Annotated in this window: 13 protein-coding genes and 1 pseudogene; 7 read left to right on the top strand and 7 right to left on the bottom strand. The window is 71.8% G+C overall.

The genetic code is table 11. The features are described 5' to 3' along the window. Window positions 1-121: 121 nt before the first annotated feature. Window positions 122-775, bottom strand: a pseudogene (locus ACH4D5_RS00475) (GntR family transcriptional regulator); the annotation flags it as partial. 786 nt (window positions 776-1,561) lie between these two features. On the opposite strand from ACH4D5_RS00475, the gene ACH4D5_RS00470 reads away from it, so the two are divergent. Next, window positions 1,562-1,813: a hypothetical protein gene (locus tag ACH4D5_RS00470; protein WP_398297055.1), complete on the top strand. Its 252-nt coding sequence runs from the start codon at window positions 1,562-1,564 to the stop codon at window positions 1,811-1,813. A gap of 153 nt (window positions 1,814-1,966) precedes the next feature. On the opposite strand, the gene ACH4D5_RS00465 is transcribed toward ACH4D5_RS00470, so the two are convergent. Further along, complete coding sequence (locus ACH4D5_RS00465) at window positions 1,967-2,104, bottom strand: hypothetical protein (RefSeq protein ID WP_398297053.1); 138 nt, start codon at window positions 2,102-2,104, stop codon at window positions 1,967-1,969. Between the two features lie 192 nt (window positions 2,105-2,296). On the opposite strand from ACH4D5_RS00465, the gene ACH4D5_RS00460 reads away from it, so the two are divergent. Then, a complete protein-coding gene (locus ACH4D5_RS00460; protein ID WP_398298448.1) occupies window positions 2,297-3,148 on the top strand; it encodes a helix-turn-helix domain-containing protein in 852 nt (283 codons plus the stop codon). 90 nt (window positions 3,149-3,238) lie between these two features. On the opposite strand, the gene ACH4D5_RS00455 is transcribed toward ACH4D5_RS00460, so the two are convergent. Both ACH4D5_RS00455 and ACH4D5_RS00450 read right to left on the bottom strand, forming a co-directional pair. Beyond that, the gene (locus ACH4D5_RS00455; RefSeq protein WP_398297051.1) at window positions 3,239-3,676 is read right to left on the bottom strand and encodes a VOC family protein; all 438 of its coding nucleotides are present in this window, start codon (window positions 3,674-3,676) and stop codon (window positions 3,239-3,241) included. A 134-nt stretch (window positions 3,677-3,810) separates the two neighbouring features. Continuing rightward, complete coding sequence (locus ACH4D5_RS00450) at window positions 3,811-4,359, bottom strand: pyridoxamine 5'-phosphate oxidase family protein (RefSeq protein ID WP_398297049.1); 549 nt, start codon at window positions 4,357-4,359, stop codon at window positions 3,811-3,813. Window positions 4,360-4,478: 119 nt separating this feature from the next. On the opposite strand from ACH4D5_RS00450, the gene ACH4D5_RS00445 reads away from it, so the two are divergent. The 3 genes from ACH4D5_RS00445 (at window position 4,479) to ACH4D5_RS00435 (ending at window position 9,632) form a co-directional block, all read left to right on the top strand. After that, entirely contained in the window at window positions 4,479-7,490 is a 3,012-nt protein-coding gene (locus tag ACH4D5_RS00445; RefSeq protein WP_398297047.1) for a bifunctional [glutamine synthetase] adenylyltransferase/[glutamine synthetase]-adenylyl-L-tyrosine phosphorylase, read from the top strand. A gap of 154 nt (window positions 7,491-7,644) precedes the next feature. Then, window positions 7,645-8,853 carry a DUF4157 domain-containing protein gene (locus ACH4D5_RS00440; RefSeq protein ID WP_398297045.1) on the top strand — a complete coding sequence of 403 codons (1,209 nt, stop codon included), beginning with the start codon at window positions 7,645-7,647 and terminating at the stop codon, window positions 8,851-8,853. A 134-nt stretch (window positions 8,854-8,987) separates the two neighbouring features. Beyond that, window positions 8,988-9,632 (top strand): hypothetical protein, encoded by a 645-nt coding sequence (locus ACH4D5_RS00435; protein WP_398297043.1) that lies wholly within the window; start codon window positions 8,988-8,990, stop codon window positions 9,630-9,632. A gap of 9 nt (window positions 9,633-9,641) precedes the next feature. On the opposite strand, the gene ACH4D5_RS00430 is transcribed toward ACH4D5_RS00435, so the two are convergent. Beyond that, window positions 9,642-10,259 (bottom strand): TetR/AcrR family transcriptional regulator, encoded by a 618-nt coding sequence (locus ACH4D5_RS00430; RefSeq protein ID WP_398297041.1) that lies wholly within the window; start codon window positions 10,257-10,259, stop codon window positions 9,642-9,644. Between the two features lie 140 nt (window positions 10,260-10,399). On the opposite strand from ACH4D5_RS00430, the gene ACH4D5_RS00425 reads away from it, so the two are divergent. Together ACH4D5_RS00425 and ACH4D5_RS00420 are read left to right on the top strand one after the other, a co-directional pair. After that, window positions 10,400-11,866 carry an APC family permease gene (locus ACH4D5_RS00425; RefSeq protein ID WP_398297039.1) on the top strand — a complete coding sequence of 489 codons (1,467 nt, stop codon included), beginning with the start codon at window positions 10,400-10,402 and terminating at the stop codon, window positions 11,864-11,866. A gap of 12 nt (window positions 11,867-11,878) precedes the next feature. After that, window positions 11,879-13,459, top strand: a complete 1,581-nt coding sequence (locus ACH4D5_RS00420) for an amidohydrolase (RefSeq protein ID WP_398297037.1) — start codon at window positions 11,879-11,881, stop codon at window positions 13,457-13,459. On the opposite strand, the gene ACH4D5_RS00415 is transcribed toward ACH4D5_RS00420, so the two are convergent. Together ACH4D5_RS00415 and ACH4D5_RS00410 are read right to left on the bottom strand one after the other, a co-directional pair. Next, window positions 13,440-14,336, bottom strand: a complete 897-nt coding sequence (locus ACH4D5_RS00415; protein WP_398297035.1) for a phosphatase PAP2 family protein — start codon at window positions 14,334-14,336, stop codon at window positions 13,440-13,442. The genes ACH4D5_RS00420 and ACH4D5_RS00415 overlap by 20 nt on opposite strands. Window positions 14,337-14,453: 117 nt before the next feature. Beyond that, window positions 14,454-15,479, bottom strand: coding sequence for a LacI family DNA-binding transcriptional regulator (locus ACH4D5_RS00410; protein WP_398297033.1), 1,026 nt, complete (start codon window positions 15,477-15,479; stop codon window positions 14,454-14,456). Window positions 15,480-15,492: the final 13 nt, after the last annotated feature.

The raw sequence follows: 15,492 nt of genomic DNA, 5'->3' as shown, positions 1-15,492 counted from the left end.
GACCAGTCTGCACGGTGAAAGGCCGCGACCCTGGGTGGGATAAGGGTCGGCTGCCTCACCGTTCAGAGCCGTGCCAGATCCGTACCAGGTGGATCGGGGATCTGCGTCGTATCAGAAGTCACTAGGAGAGTGTCAGGTCTGTCGCAATGGTTTCCCAGAGGGCGTCGAACCACTTCTGCGATTGGTCGACGAAAGCCGCGTCCCGCATGCCTGCCCGACGCTCGTAGGAGAAGAGGAGGGACGCAGCGCCGAAGGTGTCGTACATCTCCAGGGTCTGGCTATCCACCTCCTCCTCCCGCTTGGTGATCGTGTAATACGCCATCAAGGCCTCCGTCCCGTTGAGGAGGTACAGCTTCATGGACGGGGTGAAGGGCAGCGCGCGGAAAGTCACACGGACATCGATGCCGTGCGACGAGCGAAGCGCCAGCAGATTGTGACGCAGGACTTGCCCTTGGCCGTTGCGCTGCTCGAGCCAGCGCTGGTGGACCGGATCGCCGTCGAGGATCTTCACAGATGTGTCTCTGGGGCTCTTCACAGAGATCGGGAACGCCAGGTTGATCTGTCGGGAGGGCAGCAGGATCCGCACGTCGATCGACCGGGGGCGGATGTGACCCTGGTGGATCAGCCGCACCGGTTCACCCAGCGCCAGCATCAGCGTCTCCGCGGTCAGGCAGGCCGCGTCCAAGCGGACTTCAGGCGCCGAGAACGCCTGCGCGAGCCTCGGTGGCAGCCCGACCATCGTCGGCTGTGGCTCGTCCGCGAGGCGCAGGGGCGACGGTGTGGCGAACGAGGTACCCGGTGGCGGCGGCGCTTCCCGTCTGGCTGTGCCTGCGCTGTCATCTCCCGCTGGCAGTGTGGCGGGTGTGGGGAGATCGTTCGCGAGTTCAAAGGCGCTGCGGCGCTGATGCCTTCCGGACCGCAAGAATGCGTCGTCGGGCTCAATGCCCTCCACCAGAGGGGTGGCCGCAACCGAGTCCCGGTCGGCCGCGAGCACTCTTTCCGCGTCATCCCTCGAAGACGCACGGCGGGCAGCGGCTCTGGCGCGCTCCAGAGTGTGCCAACGGTCCCTCCAGACCTGGAGTTCGGGGTCACGCCGGTCGGGTGGTTTCACCTCTTCACCGTCGTCATAGGAGAACAGGGCGCGCACCAGCCACAGCAGCCGGTCCAGGGAGGCCGGGCCCCGCCGCCCGGCGAACACCTCGCTCACCGAACCCTTCGACATCGCATGCCGCTCGCCGCACACCTTCTTTCCGCGCACGAGGATGCGGTCGTAGGAGGGGGCTCCACGATCCCGCTTCAGCTCGGTGAACGCCGCAGCCAGCTCCTGCAGCGTCGCCGCGTAACTGCCTCCATTGTTCCCGCCATTGGCTGCCACGTCGCCCCCCCGGAGCGTGCTTGTGGGCAGCAGCGTAAACCCACCCGACCGGAACGGCACTGAACACAGCAAAACGACCCGGAACACGACGGTGATGTGTTCGGTAGCGGGCGGTCCTGATCGGGCTAGGACTCAGCTTGTTCGATTGGTGCAGGTCGGCGGCACGTTTGGGGTGATGCTGCTGGCATGACCCGGATGACACCGCCGCCGGCGCAGCCCGGCCGGAGCGGCTCTGAAACGGAGCCGCCGTTTCTGTCCCTGCACACCACCGTCGTTCTGCTCACCGCGCTCGTGCTCGGCCTGCTCGTCGGCGCCCTCGCCGCGCTGACGGATGTCCCCCTGGCAGGCGCTGTGCTTGCTGGGCTGACCGCGGCCGGCTCCACGGTGCCGGTGCTGCGCTCGCTAATTGGCCAGCCTCGTGAGCGCTCCGGCCCATGAGCCTGCGATGGCGAGGACCAGGGCGCCGACGTCGAGGGTGGCACTGAGACGAGTCACCGCTCCGAGGCCACCGCGTTCGAGCCCCTCAAGCACCTGTAGGTGCTGTAGACGCTGCACGGTGCGGGCTCCCGTTCCCCCTTGAGGGGCCCGCGTTCACCGGCGCATGACCAGAGCGAGGACGGTCACCAGGCTCGCGCCGACGACCAATGCCGCTCCCAGCTCCGCGTTGCGCAGAGCCGCGTAGGTGCCCAGTGCCCCCACCAGCAGCAGGACCAGGGCTCGCAAGCTCATTTCCTCGTGCACCGAGAACCTCCGTGTCGATCGCTTCGTCGTGATGACTTCAGCAGGAACGGGAGGGTTCATGGGGCTTCCTGAACGGCAGCTTCGAAGTTGCGGTGACTTCGCAAGAAACGCCTGTTCACGGGAGGGGTTCACCTTAGAGTGGTGAAGCTTTGAACTCTGAAGGGGAGTGCGGTGCAGGTAATGAAGCGGGGGCAGTTGCCCGACCCGGCCCAGGTGTCGTCGCCGGCCGGACTCGCCGCCGCGGCCAAGGCGCTCGTCGCGGCGCTCGGGCTGAAGCAGAATCAGGTGGCTCAGCGCAGCGAGTTGTCCGAGGGCACGATCTCGGGTCTGTTCAAGGGGCGGTCCTGCCCGCGCGAGGACACCTTCGAGAGGTTCATCACCGAGGGATGCCGTCAGCCGTGGAAGCCGTGGCATGAGGCGTGGGTCCGGGCGTCATCGGAGCGTAGGCGGCCGTCGTCCCATGATCTTGCCGCGGAGGTGGAGGAGCTGCGCGCGCGGGTCGAGGAGCTGGAATCGGTCGTCGACGACCTGAGCGCCACGGTGCGCGCCCACGCACGGACGCCGGCGCAGGCGGAGGGCCTGAACGACTGGGCTCGGCAGTCGCGCCGCCAGCAGGGAGCCCAGTTCCTGGCGACGGTCGGACCTGCCGACTTTCACGTCGTGTCCGGGCTGATCATGACGGTGGTGCGCGTCGCCGAGGTGGACGCGTTCCTCGGGAAGGTCAAGGAGCTGGCTCTGCAGGACATGGCGGAACTGTCCGTCTTCGTACTGACCCATGCGGGATCCTTCTCGCCCGTCCTCGCGGACGAGCACTGGGACACCGGGTACGAGGAGACGACCGTCGACGCATACGTGAGGCGCCTCAGGCACGAGGTCGTCCGTCACCTCGGAGGTCCCGCGTTGGTGGCAGAAGCGCCTTCGCAACGCGACCGCCCTGCGAGGGATCCCTGGGCGGAGGACCGGTCCGCCGCGACGCTGCCGGCCATGGAGAGCCGCAGCGGGTGGGGCAGCAACGACGAACCGCCGTTCTGAGGTACGGACGCGGCGGGATGGTCAGGCCGCCGGCAGGGACGGTCGGGTGCCGGTAGAGCCTCCCGACCCGACCGGCGCACCCGGCTGCGGTCAGGCCTTCGCGACGATCGCGTCCCGCAGCGACGTCGTCGCCCGGACCCGGTACTCCTGGATCGCCCAGCCGTTGCCGTCCGGGTCCTTGAAGTACATGAACGTGCCGCCGTCCTGCGGCGCGTGCTGCACCGGCTCGCTGACGTCCAGGCCGCGGGCCGTCAGCTCGGCGTGCGCGGCCTTCGCGTCGGCGACGCACAGCTGCAGGCCCTGGTAGGAGCCGGCGGCCGGCTTCGGGCCCGCCATCGTCTCCCACAGCGCGTCGCCGGCCAGGGCGATGGAACAGCCCGAGCCCGGCGGGGTCAGCTGGACGATGCGCATGCCCGGCATGACCTCCGCGTCGATGTCGACGTGGAAGCCGAGCTTGTCGCGGTAGAACTCCATGGACCGGTCGATGTCGGTCACCGGCAGCGGGATCACTTCGAGTGTGTATTCCATGGGCCGCAGTACATCAGGGAGTTGGTGCCGTGTCAGCGTTCCGCGAGGGGTGTCGGGCTCACGCGAAACGCCACCGCTCACGCGAAACGTCACCGCTCACGCGAAACGTCACCGCTCACGCGAAACGCCACCGCTCACGCGAAACGCCACCGCGTCTGGCTGAACGGCTCGCCCTTGCCGAAGCCGAAGGCCGTGCGGGGCGCCACCGCGAAGACGTGCGCGTGGCCGGCGCCGTGGTGGAAGCAGCCGTCCCGCACCTCGTAGTGCCAGAAGCTGCCGTACTTCTCCTCCCAGGCCGCCGCCAGGCGCCGCAGCCGGGCCTCGTCGGTGACCCGGACCGCCGTGCCCTCCACGACGAGGTCGTAGCCCTCGTCCCAGGCGTTGGAGCCGGTCGTCAGGACGGTCTCCGGGTTGGCCGCCAGGTTGCGGGCCTTGCGCTCGTCGGGGCCCGTCGCGAAGTGCAGCGCGCCGTCCAGCCACACCGCGGGCAGCGGGGTGACGTGGGGGCGCCCGTCGGGTCGTACCGTCGAGATCCAGAACAGCTCGGCCGCCTTCAGACGGGGCTCGGCCGACGGCCACGGCGTCGCCTCCGCGCCCGCGCTGCTGTATCTGCTGTCCAGTTCTGTACGGGGCTCCAGTTCTGTACGAGGCTCTCGTTCTGCACGGGGCTCTTCGCTCGGCATGGTCCTTACCTCCCGGCGCGCCGTCGACACTCCTTCGCAAGGGCAGACTCCGCTCGCGCGCCGAGTTCATCGGTCAGGCCGTAGGCTCGGGCCGAGGAGTGATCGAACGGAGGATCGGCATGACGCTGCCGCAAGGGCGACGAAGCAGTACGTTCACGCGGTTGCTGCGGCACGGCTTCACCGACCCGTCCGCCGCCGAGCGGCTGCTCGACGACCCCGCGCTGAGCGCCGTACGCTCCGACCCGCTGCTCCTGGACGCGCTCGGCGCCACCGCCGACCCCGACCTGGCGCTGCTGGGCCTCGTCCGGCTCGTGGAGGCGCAGGAGAGCGACCTCGGGCGGCGGGAGCTGCTCGACACCCTCGTCACCGCGAAGCCCCTGCGCGACCGCCTCCTCGGCGTGCTCGGCGCCTCCGAGGCCCTCGCCGACCACCTGGCCACCCACTCCAGCGACTGGCGTGCCCTCGTCACGTACGAGTCGGCGGACCTGCACCCCGGCGTGGCGGAGTTCGAGCGGGGGCTCGCCGTCGCCACCGACCCGGTGTCGCTGCGCGTCGCCTACCGCCGCTGCCTGCTCTCCATCGCGGCCCGCGACGTGTGCGGCACGACGGACGTCGCCGAGGCGGCGGCCGAGCTCGCGGACCTCGCGACGGCGACGCTGCGGGCGGCGCTCGCCATGGCCTGCGCGGCGGCGCCCGGCGACGCGGCGCTGTGCAGGCTCGCGGTCATCGCGATGGGCAAGTGCGGCGGCCACGAGCTGAACTACGTGTCCGACGTCGACGTCATCTTCGTGGCGGAACCCGCCCAGGGCACCGAGGGCACCGACGGCGCCGACGAGGGCAAGGCGCTGCGGGCCGCGACCCGGCTCGCCTCGCACATGATGCGGATCTGCTCCGAGACGAACATCGAGGGCACCATCTGGCCCGTCGACGCGAACCTCCGCCCCGAGGGCAGGAACGGCCCGCTGGTGCGTACGCTCTCCAGCCACCTCGCGTACTACCAGCGCTGGGCGAAGACCTGGGAGTTCCAGGCCCTCCTCAAGGCCCGCCCCGTCGCGGGCGACCTCGCGCTCGGCGAGGAGTACGTCGCCACGCTCGCGCCCCTCGTCTGGCACGCCGCCGAGCGCGAGAACTTCGTGCCCGACGTGCAGAAGATGCGCCGCAGGGTCGTCGCGAACATCCCGGCGGGGGAGGTCGACCGGGAGCTGAAGCTCGGCCCTGGCGGGCTCCGCGACGTCGAATTCGCCGTGCAGATGCTCCAGTTGGTGCACGGCCGCAGCGACCCCTCGATCCGCAGCGGGTCGACGCTGGTGGCGCTGCACGCGCTCGGTGAGGGCGGTTACGTGGGGCGGGTGGACGCCGTCCAGCTCGACGACGCGTACCGCTTCCTGCGCTCCCTCGAACACCGCATCCAGCTCTACAAGCTGCGCCGCACCCACCTCGTCCCGGAGGACGACGCGGACCTGCGGCGCATCGGCCGCTCCCTGGGGATGCGCACCGAGCCGATCACCGAACTGAACCGCGCGTGGAAGCGGCACACCTCCGTGGTGCGCCGCCTGCACGAGAAGCTGTTCTACCGCCCGCTGCTCGACGCCGTCGCCCAACTCGCGCCCGGCGAGGCACGGTTGAGCACGGAGGCGGCCCGCGAGCGCCTCGTCGCGCTCGGCTACGCGGACCCCAGCGCCGCGCTCAGGCACCTGGAGGCGCTGGCGTCCGGCGTGTCCCGCAAGGCGGCCATCCAGCGCACCCTGCTGCCGGTCCTGCTGGGCTGGTTCGCGGACTCCGCCGACCCGGACGCGGGCCTCCTCGGCTTCCGCAAGGTGTCCGACGCGCTGGGCAAGACCCCCTGGTACCTGCGGCTGCTGCGGGACGAGGGCACGGCGGCCGAGAACCTCGCCCGCGTCCTGTCCGCGGGCCGCCTCGCCCCCGACCTGCTCCTGCGCGCCCCCGAGGCCGTCGCCCTGCTCGGCGACCAGCGGGGCCTCGAACCGCGCGGCCGCGCCCACCTGGAGCAGGAGGTCCTGGCGGCGGTGCGCCGCGCCGACGGCGCCGAGCAGGCGGTCGCGGTGGCACGCGGCATGCGCCGCCGCGAGCTGTTCCGCACCGCCGCGGGCGACATCATCGGCTCGTACGGCACGGAGGACAGCCCGGCCGAGGCCGATCCCGGCAGGCTCGCTGACCGGGTGGGCGGCGCGGTCTCCGACCTGACGGCCGCCACGATCTCGGGCACGCTGCGCGCGGTCGTCCGCGAGGGCTGGGGCGATACGCTCCCGACCCGCTTCGCCGTCATCGGCATGGGCCGCTTCGGCGGCCACGAGCTGGCCTACGGATCGGACGCGGACGTCCTGTTCGTGCACGAGCCGCGCGAGGGCGCCGACGAGCAGGAGGCGGCGAAGGCGGCGGCCAAGGTCGTCGCCGAGATGCGCAGGCTCCTCCAACTCCCGTCCGCAGACCCGCCGTTGCTCATCGACGCGGATCTGCGCCCGGAGGGCAGGAGCGGCCCGCTGGTGCGCACCCTCGGATCGTACGAGGCGTACTACCGCCGCTGGTCCCTCGTCTGGGAGTCCCAGGCGCTGCTGCGGGCCGAACCGGTCGCGGGCGACGAGGAGTTGGGCCGCGCCTTCATCGACCTCATCGACCCCCTCCGCTACCCGGCGTACGGCCTCGGTGAGGACGCGGTCCGCGAGATCCGCCGCCTCAAGGCCCGCATGGAGGCGGAGCGGATGCCGCGCGGCACGGACCCGACCCTGCACGCGAAGCTGGGCCGCGGCGGCCTCTCCGACGTCGAATGGACCGTCCAGCTCCTTCAGCTGCAGCACGGCGGTACCGTGCCGGGCCTGCGCACGACCCGCACGCGCGCGGCCCTGGCCGCCGCACGGGAGGCGGAGCTGATCCCGGCCGAGGACGCGGCGACCCTCGACGAGGCGTGGGTCCTCGCGACCCGCGTACGCAACGCGGTGATGCTGGTCCGCGGCCGCGCGGGCGACACGTTCCCCTCCGACGGCCGTGAACTGGCCGCCGTGGCCCGCTACTTGGGCTACGACACCGGGCACGTGGGCGACATGCTGGACGACTACCGCCGCACCACGCGCAGGGCGCGGGCAGTGATGGAGGAACGGTTCTACGGCTCCTGAGACGCGCCGGCGCCGTCGGCCCCCGCGCCACCACCCGCCGGCACCCCTCTCGCGCTGCCCCAACAGACACCGAACGCTGCCCTTGCGCACCTGGCCCGGCGGTCACCCCATGACGTATCCAGGAAGGGTCCCAGTCCGTCTCCCTGGAGGCCCCATGCGCGCCCGCGAAACCGCCCGACCCGCCGACGGCGACAGAACCGGCCGCGCCCCGGCGCGTCCCGCCGCGTCGCCGTCGAGCGCGGGCGGCACCATGAGCGCGCAGGAGCTCACGGCGCTGCAGCGCACCGCGGGCAACGCGGCCGTCGTCCGGGCGGTGCAGCGGTCCGCCGTCCACGACGTGCTCCGCGCCGGCGGACGGCCCCTCGACACCGCCACCCGCACCGACATGGAGGCCCGTCTCGGTGCGGACTTCTCCGACGTCCGCATCCACGACGACAGCGCCGCGAAGGCCTCGGCGGCCGAGGTGGGCGCCCGCGCCTACACCTCGGGCAGCCACGTCGTCATCGGCGACGGCGGCGCGGACCGCCACACGCTCGCCCACGAGCTGACGCACGTCATCCAGCAGCGGCAGGGCCCGGTCGCGGGCACCGACCACGGCGACGGGCTCCGCGTGTCGGACCCGTCCGACCGGTTCGAACGCGAGGCGGAGGCGAACGCCCACAAGGTCCTCTCGGGCCCGGCGCCCGCGGCCCACACGGAGGCGGCACCGGTGCAGCGCGCGGCCGCGACCGCGACTGCGGTGCCGGACGTGTCCGCCGTCCAGCGCGCCCCCAGCACCCAGACGGCTCCCCGAGTCGACTGGAACCAGCTCCTGGACATCATCGTCGGTCAGGACCGTACGCTCGCCGGGTTCCAGTTCGGCCCCGAGTGCCGCAACAACGGCGGCAACAACCTCATCTCCCGGCCCGTTGTGGTCACCGTGAGCGACGGCGGTACGACGGCCCAGCTCGCCGTCCACCTCAACGTGATGCTCACCAGCGGCGGCGAGGTGCAGGACCGCAAGACGGGCGCGTCCACGGCGTCGATCAAGGGCTCGCTCTTCCACCTGACGGCCCGCCCGGTGGCCGGCCAGAACCTGATCCACCAGGCCGGCGCGTCCGCCCTCACGGCGTCCGAGTCGATCCACGTGGGCCGCAACAACGCCGCCGGCTGGAACAACCGGCCCGGGAACACCCAGCAGCTCGCCGCCGCCGTCGGCGTCTCGACCGAGGCGCTGATCGGCGCGCTGGAGTCCAGGTACCCCCTGGGCGACGTACAGGACCTGATCGACCGCTTCAAGAAGGACGTCGGCCGCGCGGTGGTCCACGGCCTCGCCCCCGAGGTCGTCCACGTGAAGTGGGACGGCGACGAGTCGTTCAAGTAGCCCGTACGGATTCGGCCAGAGCGGCCGGAGGGGGTCGCCCGGGACGGGTGGGACGCGGCACAATCGCCACACGCCGGACGCGGCGGGACGTGGCCGGGCGCGCGCTGCGCGCAAGGGGGAACGGGGTGACCGGGATGTCGAACGCGCCGCCGACGCCTGCTCCCGCGCCGCCCTCGCCACCGCCGCCGGGACCCGGGCGGCGGTTCGTGGAGGTGGCGGCCTGGATCTCCGCGATCACCGGCCTCATCGGCCTGGTCCTCGGCTTCTTCGGACTGCCGACGGTGGTCAGCTCGCCGACCGCGAGGACCGTGACGGAGACAGCGACGGCCACGGCGACGGTTACGGCGACCGCCACCGTGACCGCCCCCGCCGACTCGCCCAAGGAGTCGGGCCCGGCCAAGAACCCCCGCGCCTCAGGTGTCCTCAAGTCGCCGACCGTCGACATCGCCGCCGACTACGGCATCAGCCTCGCCGACGATCCCATGCGGCCCGTCCACAAGGACACGGCGGACAAGGAGCTCTACTGGGACTCGGGCAACCTCTACGTCGGAGCCGGCGCGCAGATGGTGATTCTCGGCCGCAAGGAGAGCGGCACGTACGAGACGTGCAGCACCGTGAGCCGTTTCAGGGACCTCGTGGTCATCCCGAACATGCGGGTCGGCGAGCGGCTGTGCCTCATCTCGCCGACGGGCCTCGTCGCTCTCGCCGAGTACACCGACGGTGACGTCGACGCCGAGTTCATCCGGCTCAAGTTCACGGTGTGGAAGGGCGATCACTGACCGCCGTACTCACGCGTCGTACGCCGCCAACATCTCCCGCGCATGGGCGAGGAAACCCTTGAGCGCCAGCTCGAAGGCCTGTTCCGCGCGGCCTCGTGGCACTGCGGCGAGGGCCTCGGCCAGACGCGGCGTCGCCGTCTCGTCGGTCAGGACCCACATCGTCTCCGGCGCCGCCAGGTCGAGGGCCGAGCCGAGGACGAGGTTCTCCAGGCCCGTGATCACCGGCATGACGTCGGGCAGGGCGAACCCCGCGGCCAGGAGCAGGGCCACCGCCCGCTCGTACTGGTCGAGGACGCGCGGGGCCCGCACCGGGGACGTCGTCAGGAGCGGGATCGCCTTGGGGTGGGCCGCGAAGGCCGCGCGGTAGGAGCGGGCCCAGGCGGTCAGGGCCGCGTCCCAGGGGCGGCCAGGGGCCAGCGTGCCGGAGTCGATCGACTCGGCCACCCGCTCGCGCAGCAGTTCGACGATGCCGTCCCTGCCGTCCACATGGTGGTACACCGAGCCCGTCTGGACGCCGAGCCGCCGTGCGATCTGCGGCACGCTGAAGTCGCCCTGCTCGTCCACGAGTTCCAGTGCGGTCGTGGTGATGCGCTGCCGGTCGAGGAGTGGTGTGCGCGGCCGTCCCATGGTCCCGATCTTTCTCTGAAGCCTTCCCGAACTGCCCAGGGCGAGGCTACATTGCCGAAACCGAAAGCCTTTAGGTTTACGCCTCGCTTCCTGTACCCGCTCTCTGCTCCCTCCGCCCGCCGCAGAAGGGCCGTCCCTCCATGGCCAGCACGCTCCGCACCGGCACACTCGGCACCGCCGACATCGCCTTCTTCGTGGTCTCCGCCGCGGCCCCGCTCACCGTCATGGCGGGCGTCGCCCCCATGGCCCTCACGCTCGGCGGCATCGGCGCCCCCGTCGGCTACCTCCTCGCCGGCGTCACCCTCACCGTCTTCGCCGTCGGCTTCACCACGATGAGCCGCCACGTGCGCAGCGGCGGCGCCTTCTACGCGTACATCACCCGCGGCCTCGGCCGCCCGGCCGGCATCGCCGCGGCGCTCCTCGCCATGCTCGGCTACAACGGCATGGAGATCGGCGTCTACGGTCTGCTCGGCACCGCCACCCAGGACACCGGGCTTGCTCTCTTCGGCGTCGAGATCCCCTGGCTGCCGGTGTCCCTCGCCGGGCTGCTGCTCATCTGGTACGGCGGATTCCGGTCCATCGACTTCGGCGCGAAGCTGCTCGGCGTGCTCCTCGTCGCCGAGACCGGCATCCTCGTCCTGCTCGCGGGCGGCGTCCTCGTCGAAGGCGGCGCCGACGGGCTCGGGCTGCGGAGCCTCGCACCGGACAACGTCCTCGTACCGGGCACCGCCGCTGTCCTCGCCTTCGCCTTCGCCGCCTTCACCGGGTTCGAATCCACCGTCATCTACCGCCGCGAGGCCCGAGACCCCGACCGCACCGTGCCCCGCGCCACCTACATCGCCGTCGCCTTCCTCGGCCTCTTCTACGCCTTCGTCGTCTGGACCGTCGTCCAGGCCTTCGGCGAGGAGGAGGTCGTGAAGGCCGCGGGAGCCGATCCCGCCGGGCTCTTCTTCTCCGCCATCACCACCTATGTGGGCGGCTGGGCCGCCGACCTCATGCACGTCCTCATCGTCACCAGCGTCCTCGCCTCCCTGCTCGCCTTCCACAACGCCATCAACCGCTACAGCCTCTCCCTCGCCGAGGAGGGCGTCCTGCCCGCGGCGCTCGGCCGTGTCCATCCGCGCCACCGCTCGCCGTACGTCGCGGGCGCCGCGCAGACCGTCCTCGGCGCCGTCGTCGTCCTCACCTTCGCCGCGGCCGGCGCGGACCCCTACCAACAGCTGCTGCTCTGGGTCAACACCCCAGGAATGATCGGCCTGTTGGTACTCCAGCTGCTCGCCGCGATCGCCATACCCTGCTACTTCCGCCGGATCAGCCACCAGGAAGGCGCCCTGCGCACCGTCGTCGCGCCCGTCGCCGCGACCGTGCTCCTCACTGCCGCGCTCGTCCTGGTCGTCACCCACATCGACCTGTTCACCGGGGCCTCGCCGTTCGTGAACGGGGTCCTGATCGCGCTCGTTCCCGCCGTCCTCGTCCTCGGCCTCGCGCTGGCGGCGCGGCTCCGCCGGAGCAGGCCGGACGTCTACGCGGACTTCGCCGCCGAGCCGCCGCAGGAACAGGACCAACCCACCGGACCCCTCACCAGCACCACGAGCCCCACCGCATAGGAGCCACCCACCGTGCCCGCAGCAGCCGACCTCATCCTCACCGGCGCCCACATCCGCACCCTCGACCCCGACCGCCCCCGCGCCACCGCCGTCGCCGTCCGGGACGGCGTGATCGTCGCCGTCGGTGACCACGGTGACGTAAGAGCGGAACGCGGCCCCGGCACCGAGCTCATCGACCTCGCCGGCGCCACCCTCACCCCCGGCCTCGTCGACTCCCACAGCCACCCGGTGTGGGGCCTGGAGATGGCCACCGGCACCGACCTCTCCGCCGTGCGCGACCTGGACGCGCTGCGGGCCGCCCTGCGCGGCGCCGAGCGGACCGAGGGGTGGGTGATCGCCTGGGGGCTCGACCACAACGCCTTCGGCGGGCGGCCCGTCGACCGCGCCCTCGTCGAGGAGGTGCTCGACGGCGCACCCGCCTTCATCCGCCTGTACGACGGGCACTCCGCGCTGGTCAGCGGCGCCGCACTGCGGGCCGCCGGCATCGAGGGGCCGCGCCAGTTCGTCCAGCGGTCCACCGTGGTGTGCGACGCGGACGGGCGCCCCACCGGGCACCTCGTCGAGCACGCCGCCATGGACCTCGTCCAGGCCGTGCTGCCCAGGCCCTCGTACGCCGAGCGCCGCGCCCGCCTGGTCGAGCTGCTCTCCGCGATGGCGGCCACCGGCCTGACCGGCGCCCACGTCATGGACCTCGGCGAGGACGTGCCGCGGCTCCTCGCCTCGGTCGAGGAGGACGGCGACCTGCCGCTGCGGCTGCGGCTCGCCCCCTGGTGCATGCCCGGGGTGGGGCAGGAGGGGATCGAGGAGATCATCGCCCTACAGGCCGAGGCGGGGCGGCTGTGGCGGGTCGGCGGCGCCAAGTTCTTCATGGACGGCACCGTCGAGGGCGGCACCGCGTGGCTGGAGCACGCCGACTGCCACGGCCAGGGCACCGACGCCTTCTGGCCGGACCCCGAGGCGTACACGGACGCCGTGCGGCGGCTGCACGCGGCCGGAGTGCGCACGGCGACCCACGCCATCGGCGACGCGGCCGTGCGGCACGCCCTCGACACCGTGGCGTCGCTGGGGGAGAGCGGCCGCCTCGCGCACCGGATCGAGCACATCGAGACCGTGCCGGACGACACCGTCCCGCGCTTCGCCGAGCTGGGCGTCATCGCCTCGATGCAGCCGCCGCACACCGCGTACACGCGGGCGGACCACGGCGACGAGTGGTCGAAGCGGCTGGGCGACGCCCGGGCCGCCCGGGCCTGGCGCATGCGCGACCTGCGGGACGCCGGGGCCTATGTGGCCCTCGGCTCCGACTGGCCGATCGCGCACTACGACGCGCGCGAGGTCCTCGCCACGGCCCGGGCGCCCCGGGGCGCGGCGGGTCCTGCCCAGGGCCTCACAGGGCTGATGGCGCTGGAGGGGTGCACGTCGCACGCCGCGGTCGCGGGCGGGGAGGCGGACGTGGCGGGCCGGATCGCTCCCGGGTTCCGGGCCGACCTGACGGCCTTCGGGCTCGATCCGGTGGCCGCGCCCGCGGACGAGGTGGCGCAGGCGTCGGTCCGGCTGACGGTGGCGGGCGGGAACGTCACGTACCGCGACGCATGAGCATGCGGAGGGCCGCATCCGACCTGGGCGCGGCCCCCGCCACGTCGCGGGACAGCCGGTACGGCATCGCGCCGTACCAGAGCCGGGCCACCAGGAAGCCGAAGGCCAGGCAGATCATGCCGCCGACCGCGTCCAGCCAGAAGTGGTTCGCGGTGGCCACGATGACGACGAGCGTCGCGACGGGGTAGAGCAGGCCGAGCACCCTGGCCCACGGCACCGACGCCAGGGCGAAGATGGTCAGGCCGCACCACAGGGACCAGCCGATGTGCATCGACGGCATCGCGGCGTACTGGTTCGACATGTTCTTCAGGTCGCCGGAGGCCATCGAGCCCCATGTGTGGTGGACCACCACGGTGTCGATGAACGTGGTGCCGTTCATCAGGCGGGGCGGCGCCAGCGGATACAGGTAGTAGCCGACCAGGGCCACCGCGGTCGTCGCGAAGAGGACGAGGCGCGCGGCCGCGTACCGCCCCGGATGCCAACGGAAGAGCCACACCAGGACACCGAGCGTCACCACGAAATGCAGTGTCGCGTAGTAGTAGTTCATGCCGACGATCAGCCATGTCACCGAGTCCACGGCGTGGTTGACGCTCTTCTCGACGGCGATGCCCAGGCTGTGCTCCACGCGCCAGATCCAGTCGGCGTTGTGCAGGGCCTGGGACTTCTGCTCCGGCACGGCGTTGCGGATCAGCGAGTACGTCCAGTAACTCACCGCGATCAGCAGGATCTCGAACCACAGCCGGGGGCGGCGAGGGGTGCGGAACCGTCGGAGACGACGCAGCGCATTCTGCCCATTGCGGGCGTTCTCCGCGCCCGCGATGGGTGATGCATCGGGCCGCTGCCGGCCCTCGAGTGTCGTCACGGTCGTCTCACCCATAGGGACAGAGTCTGCCAGATTCCCACCCTCCGACCGATCATCCCCTGGTCGGGTTCGGGCCGCATTCTCTACGCCACAGGAACGACGCCGCGACCCCGGAGCGATCCCCGTGTTCCCCTAGGGGCGCCCGGGACCAGAAGCCGTTGAACCGCGAACCACCAGTTCGGGCATGAAGACGAACTCGGTCGGCGGCGCGGGGGTGCCGCCCAGCTCCTCCAAGAGGGTGCGCACCGCCGCCTGGCCCATGGCGGGCACCGGCTTGCGCACGGTCGTCAGCGGCGGATCCGTGAACGCGATCAGCGGCGAGTCGTCGAAGCCGACCACCGAGACGTCGTCCGGCACCTCAAGGCCGCGCTGCCGCGCCGCCCGTATCGCACCGAGCGCCATCATGTCGCTGGCGCACACGACGGCCGTGCAGCCGCGGTCCATCAGCGCGGCGGCCGCGGCCTGGCCGCCCTCAAGGGTGTACAGGGAGTGCTGGACCAGATCTGTCTCGATGTCGCCGGAGGCCGTGCCCACCTGGTCCCGCATCGTGCGTACGAAGCCCTCGATCTTCCGCTGTACGGGCACGAACCGCTTCGGGCCGAGGGCCAGACCGATGCGTGTATGACCCAGGGAGACGAGATGGGTGACCGCGAGGCGCATCGCCGCACGGTCGTCGGGGGAGATGGACGGCGCCTGCACCTTCGGCGAGTGGCCGTCCACGAGGACGAAGGGGACGCCCTGCGCCCGCAGCTGTTCGTAGCGGTGCATGTCGGCGGAGGTGTCCGCGTGCAGACCGGAGACGAAGATGATGCCCGCGACCCCGCGGTCCACCAGCATCTCGGTGAGCTCGTCCTCGGTGGAGCCCCCCGGGGTCTGCGTGGCGAGCACCGGCGTGTACCCCTGCCGGGTCAGGGCCTGCCCGATGACCTGCGCGAGCGCGGGAAATATCGGGTTCTCCAGCTCCGGCGTGATCAGCCCGACGAGGCCCGCGCTGCGCTGCCGCAGCCGCACGGGACGTTCATAGCCCAGCACGTCGAGCGCGGCGAGCACGGACTGACGGGTGCCCGCGGCGACGCCCGGCTTGCCGTTGAGCACGCGGCTTACTGTCGCTTCGCTGACCCCCGCCTGGGCTGCGATGTCGGCTAGCCGTGCGGTCACAGGATTGGACTGT

It is taken from the genome of Streptomyces sp. NPDC018029 (assembly GCF_044327655.1).
Classification (GTDB): Bacteria; Actinomycetota; Actinomycetes; order Streptomycetales; family Streptomycetaceae; genus Streptomyces.
This window is presented reverse-complemented; position numbering and strand designations above follow the sequence as displayed.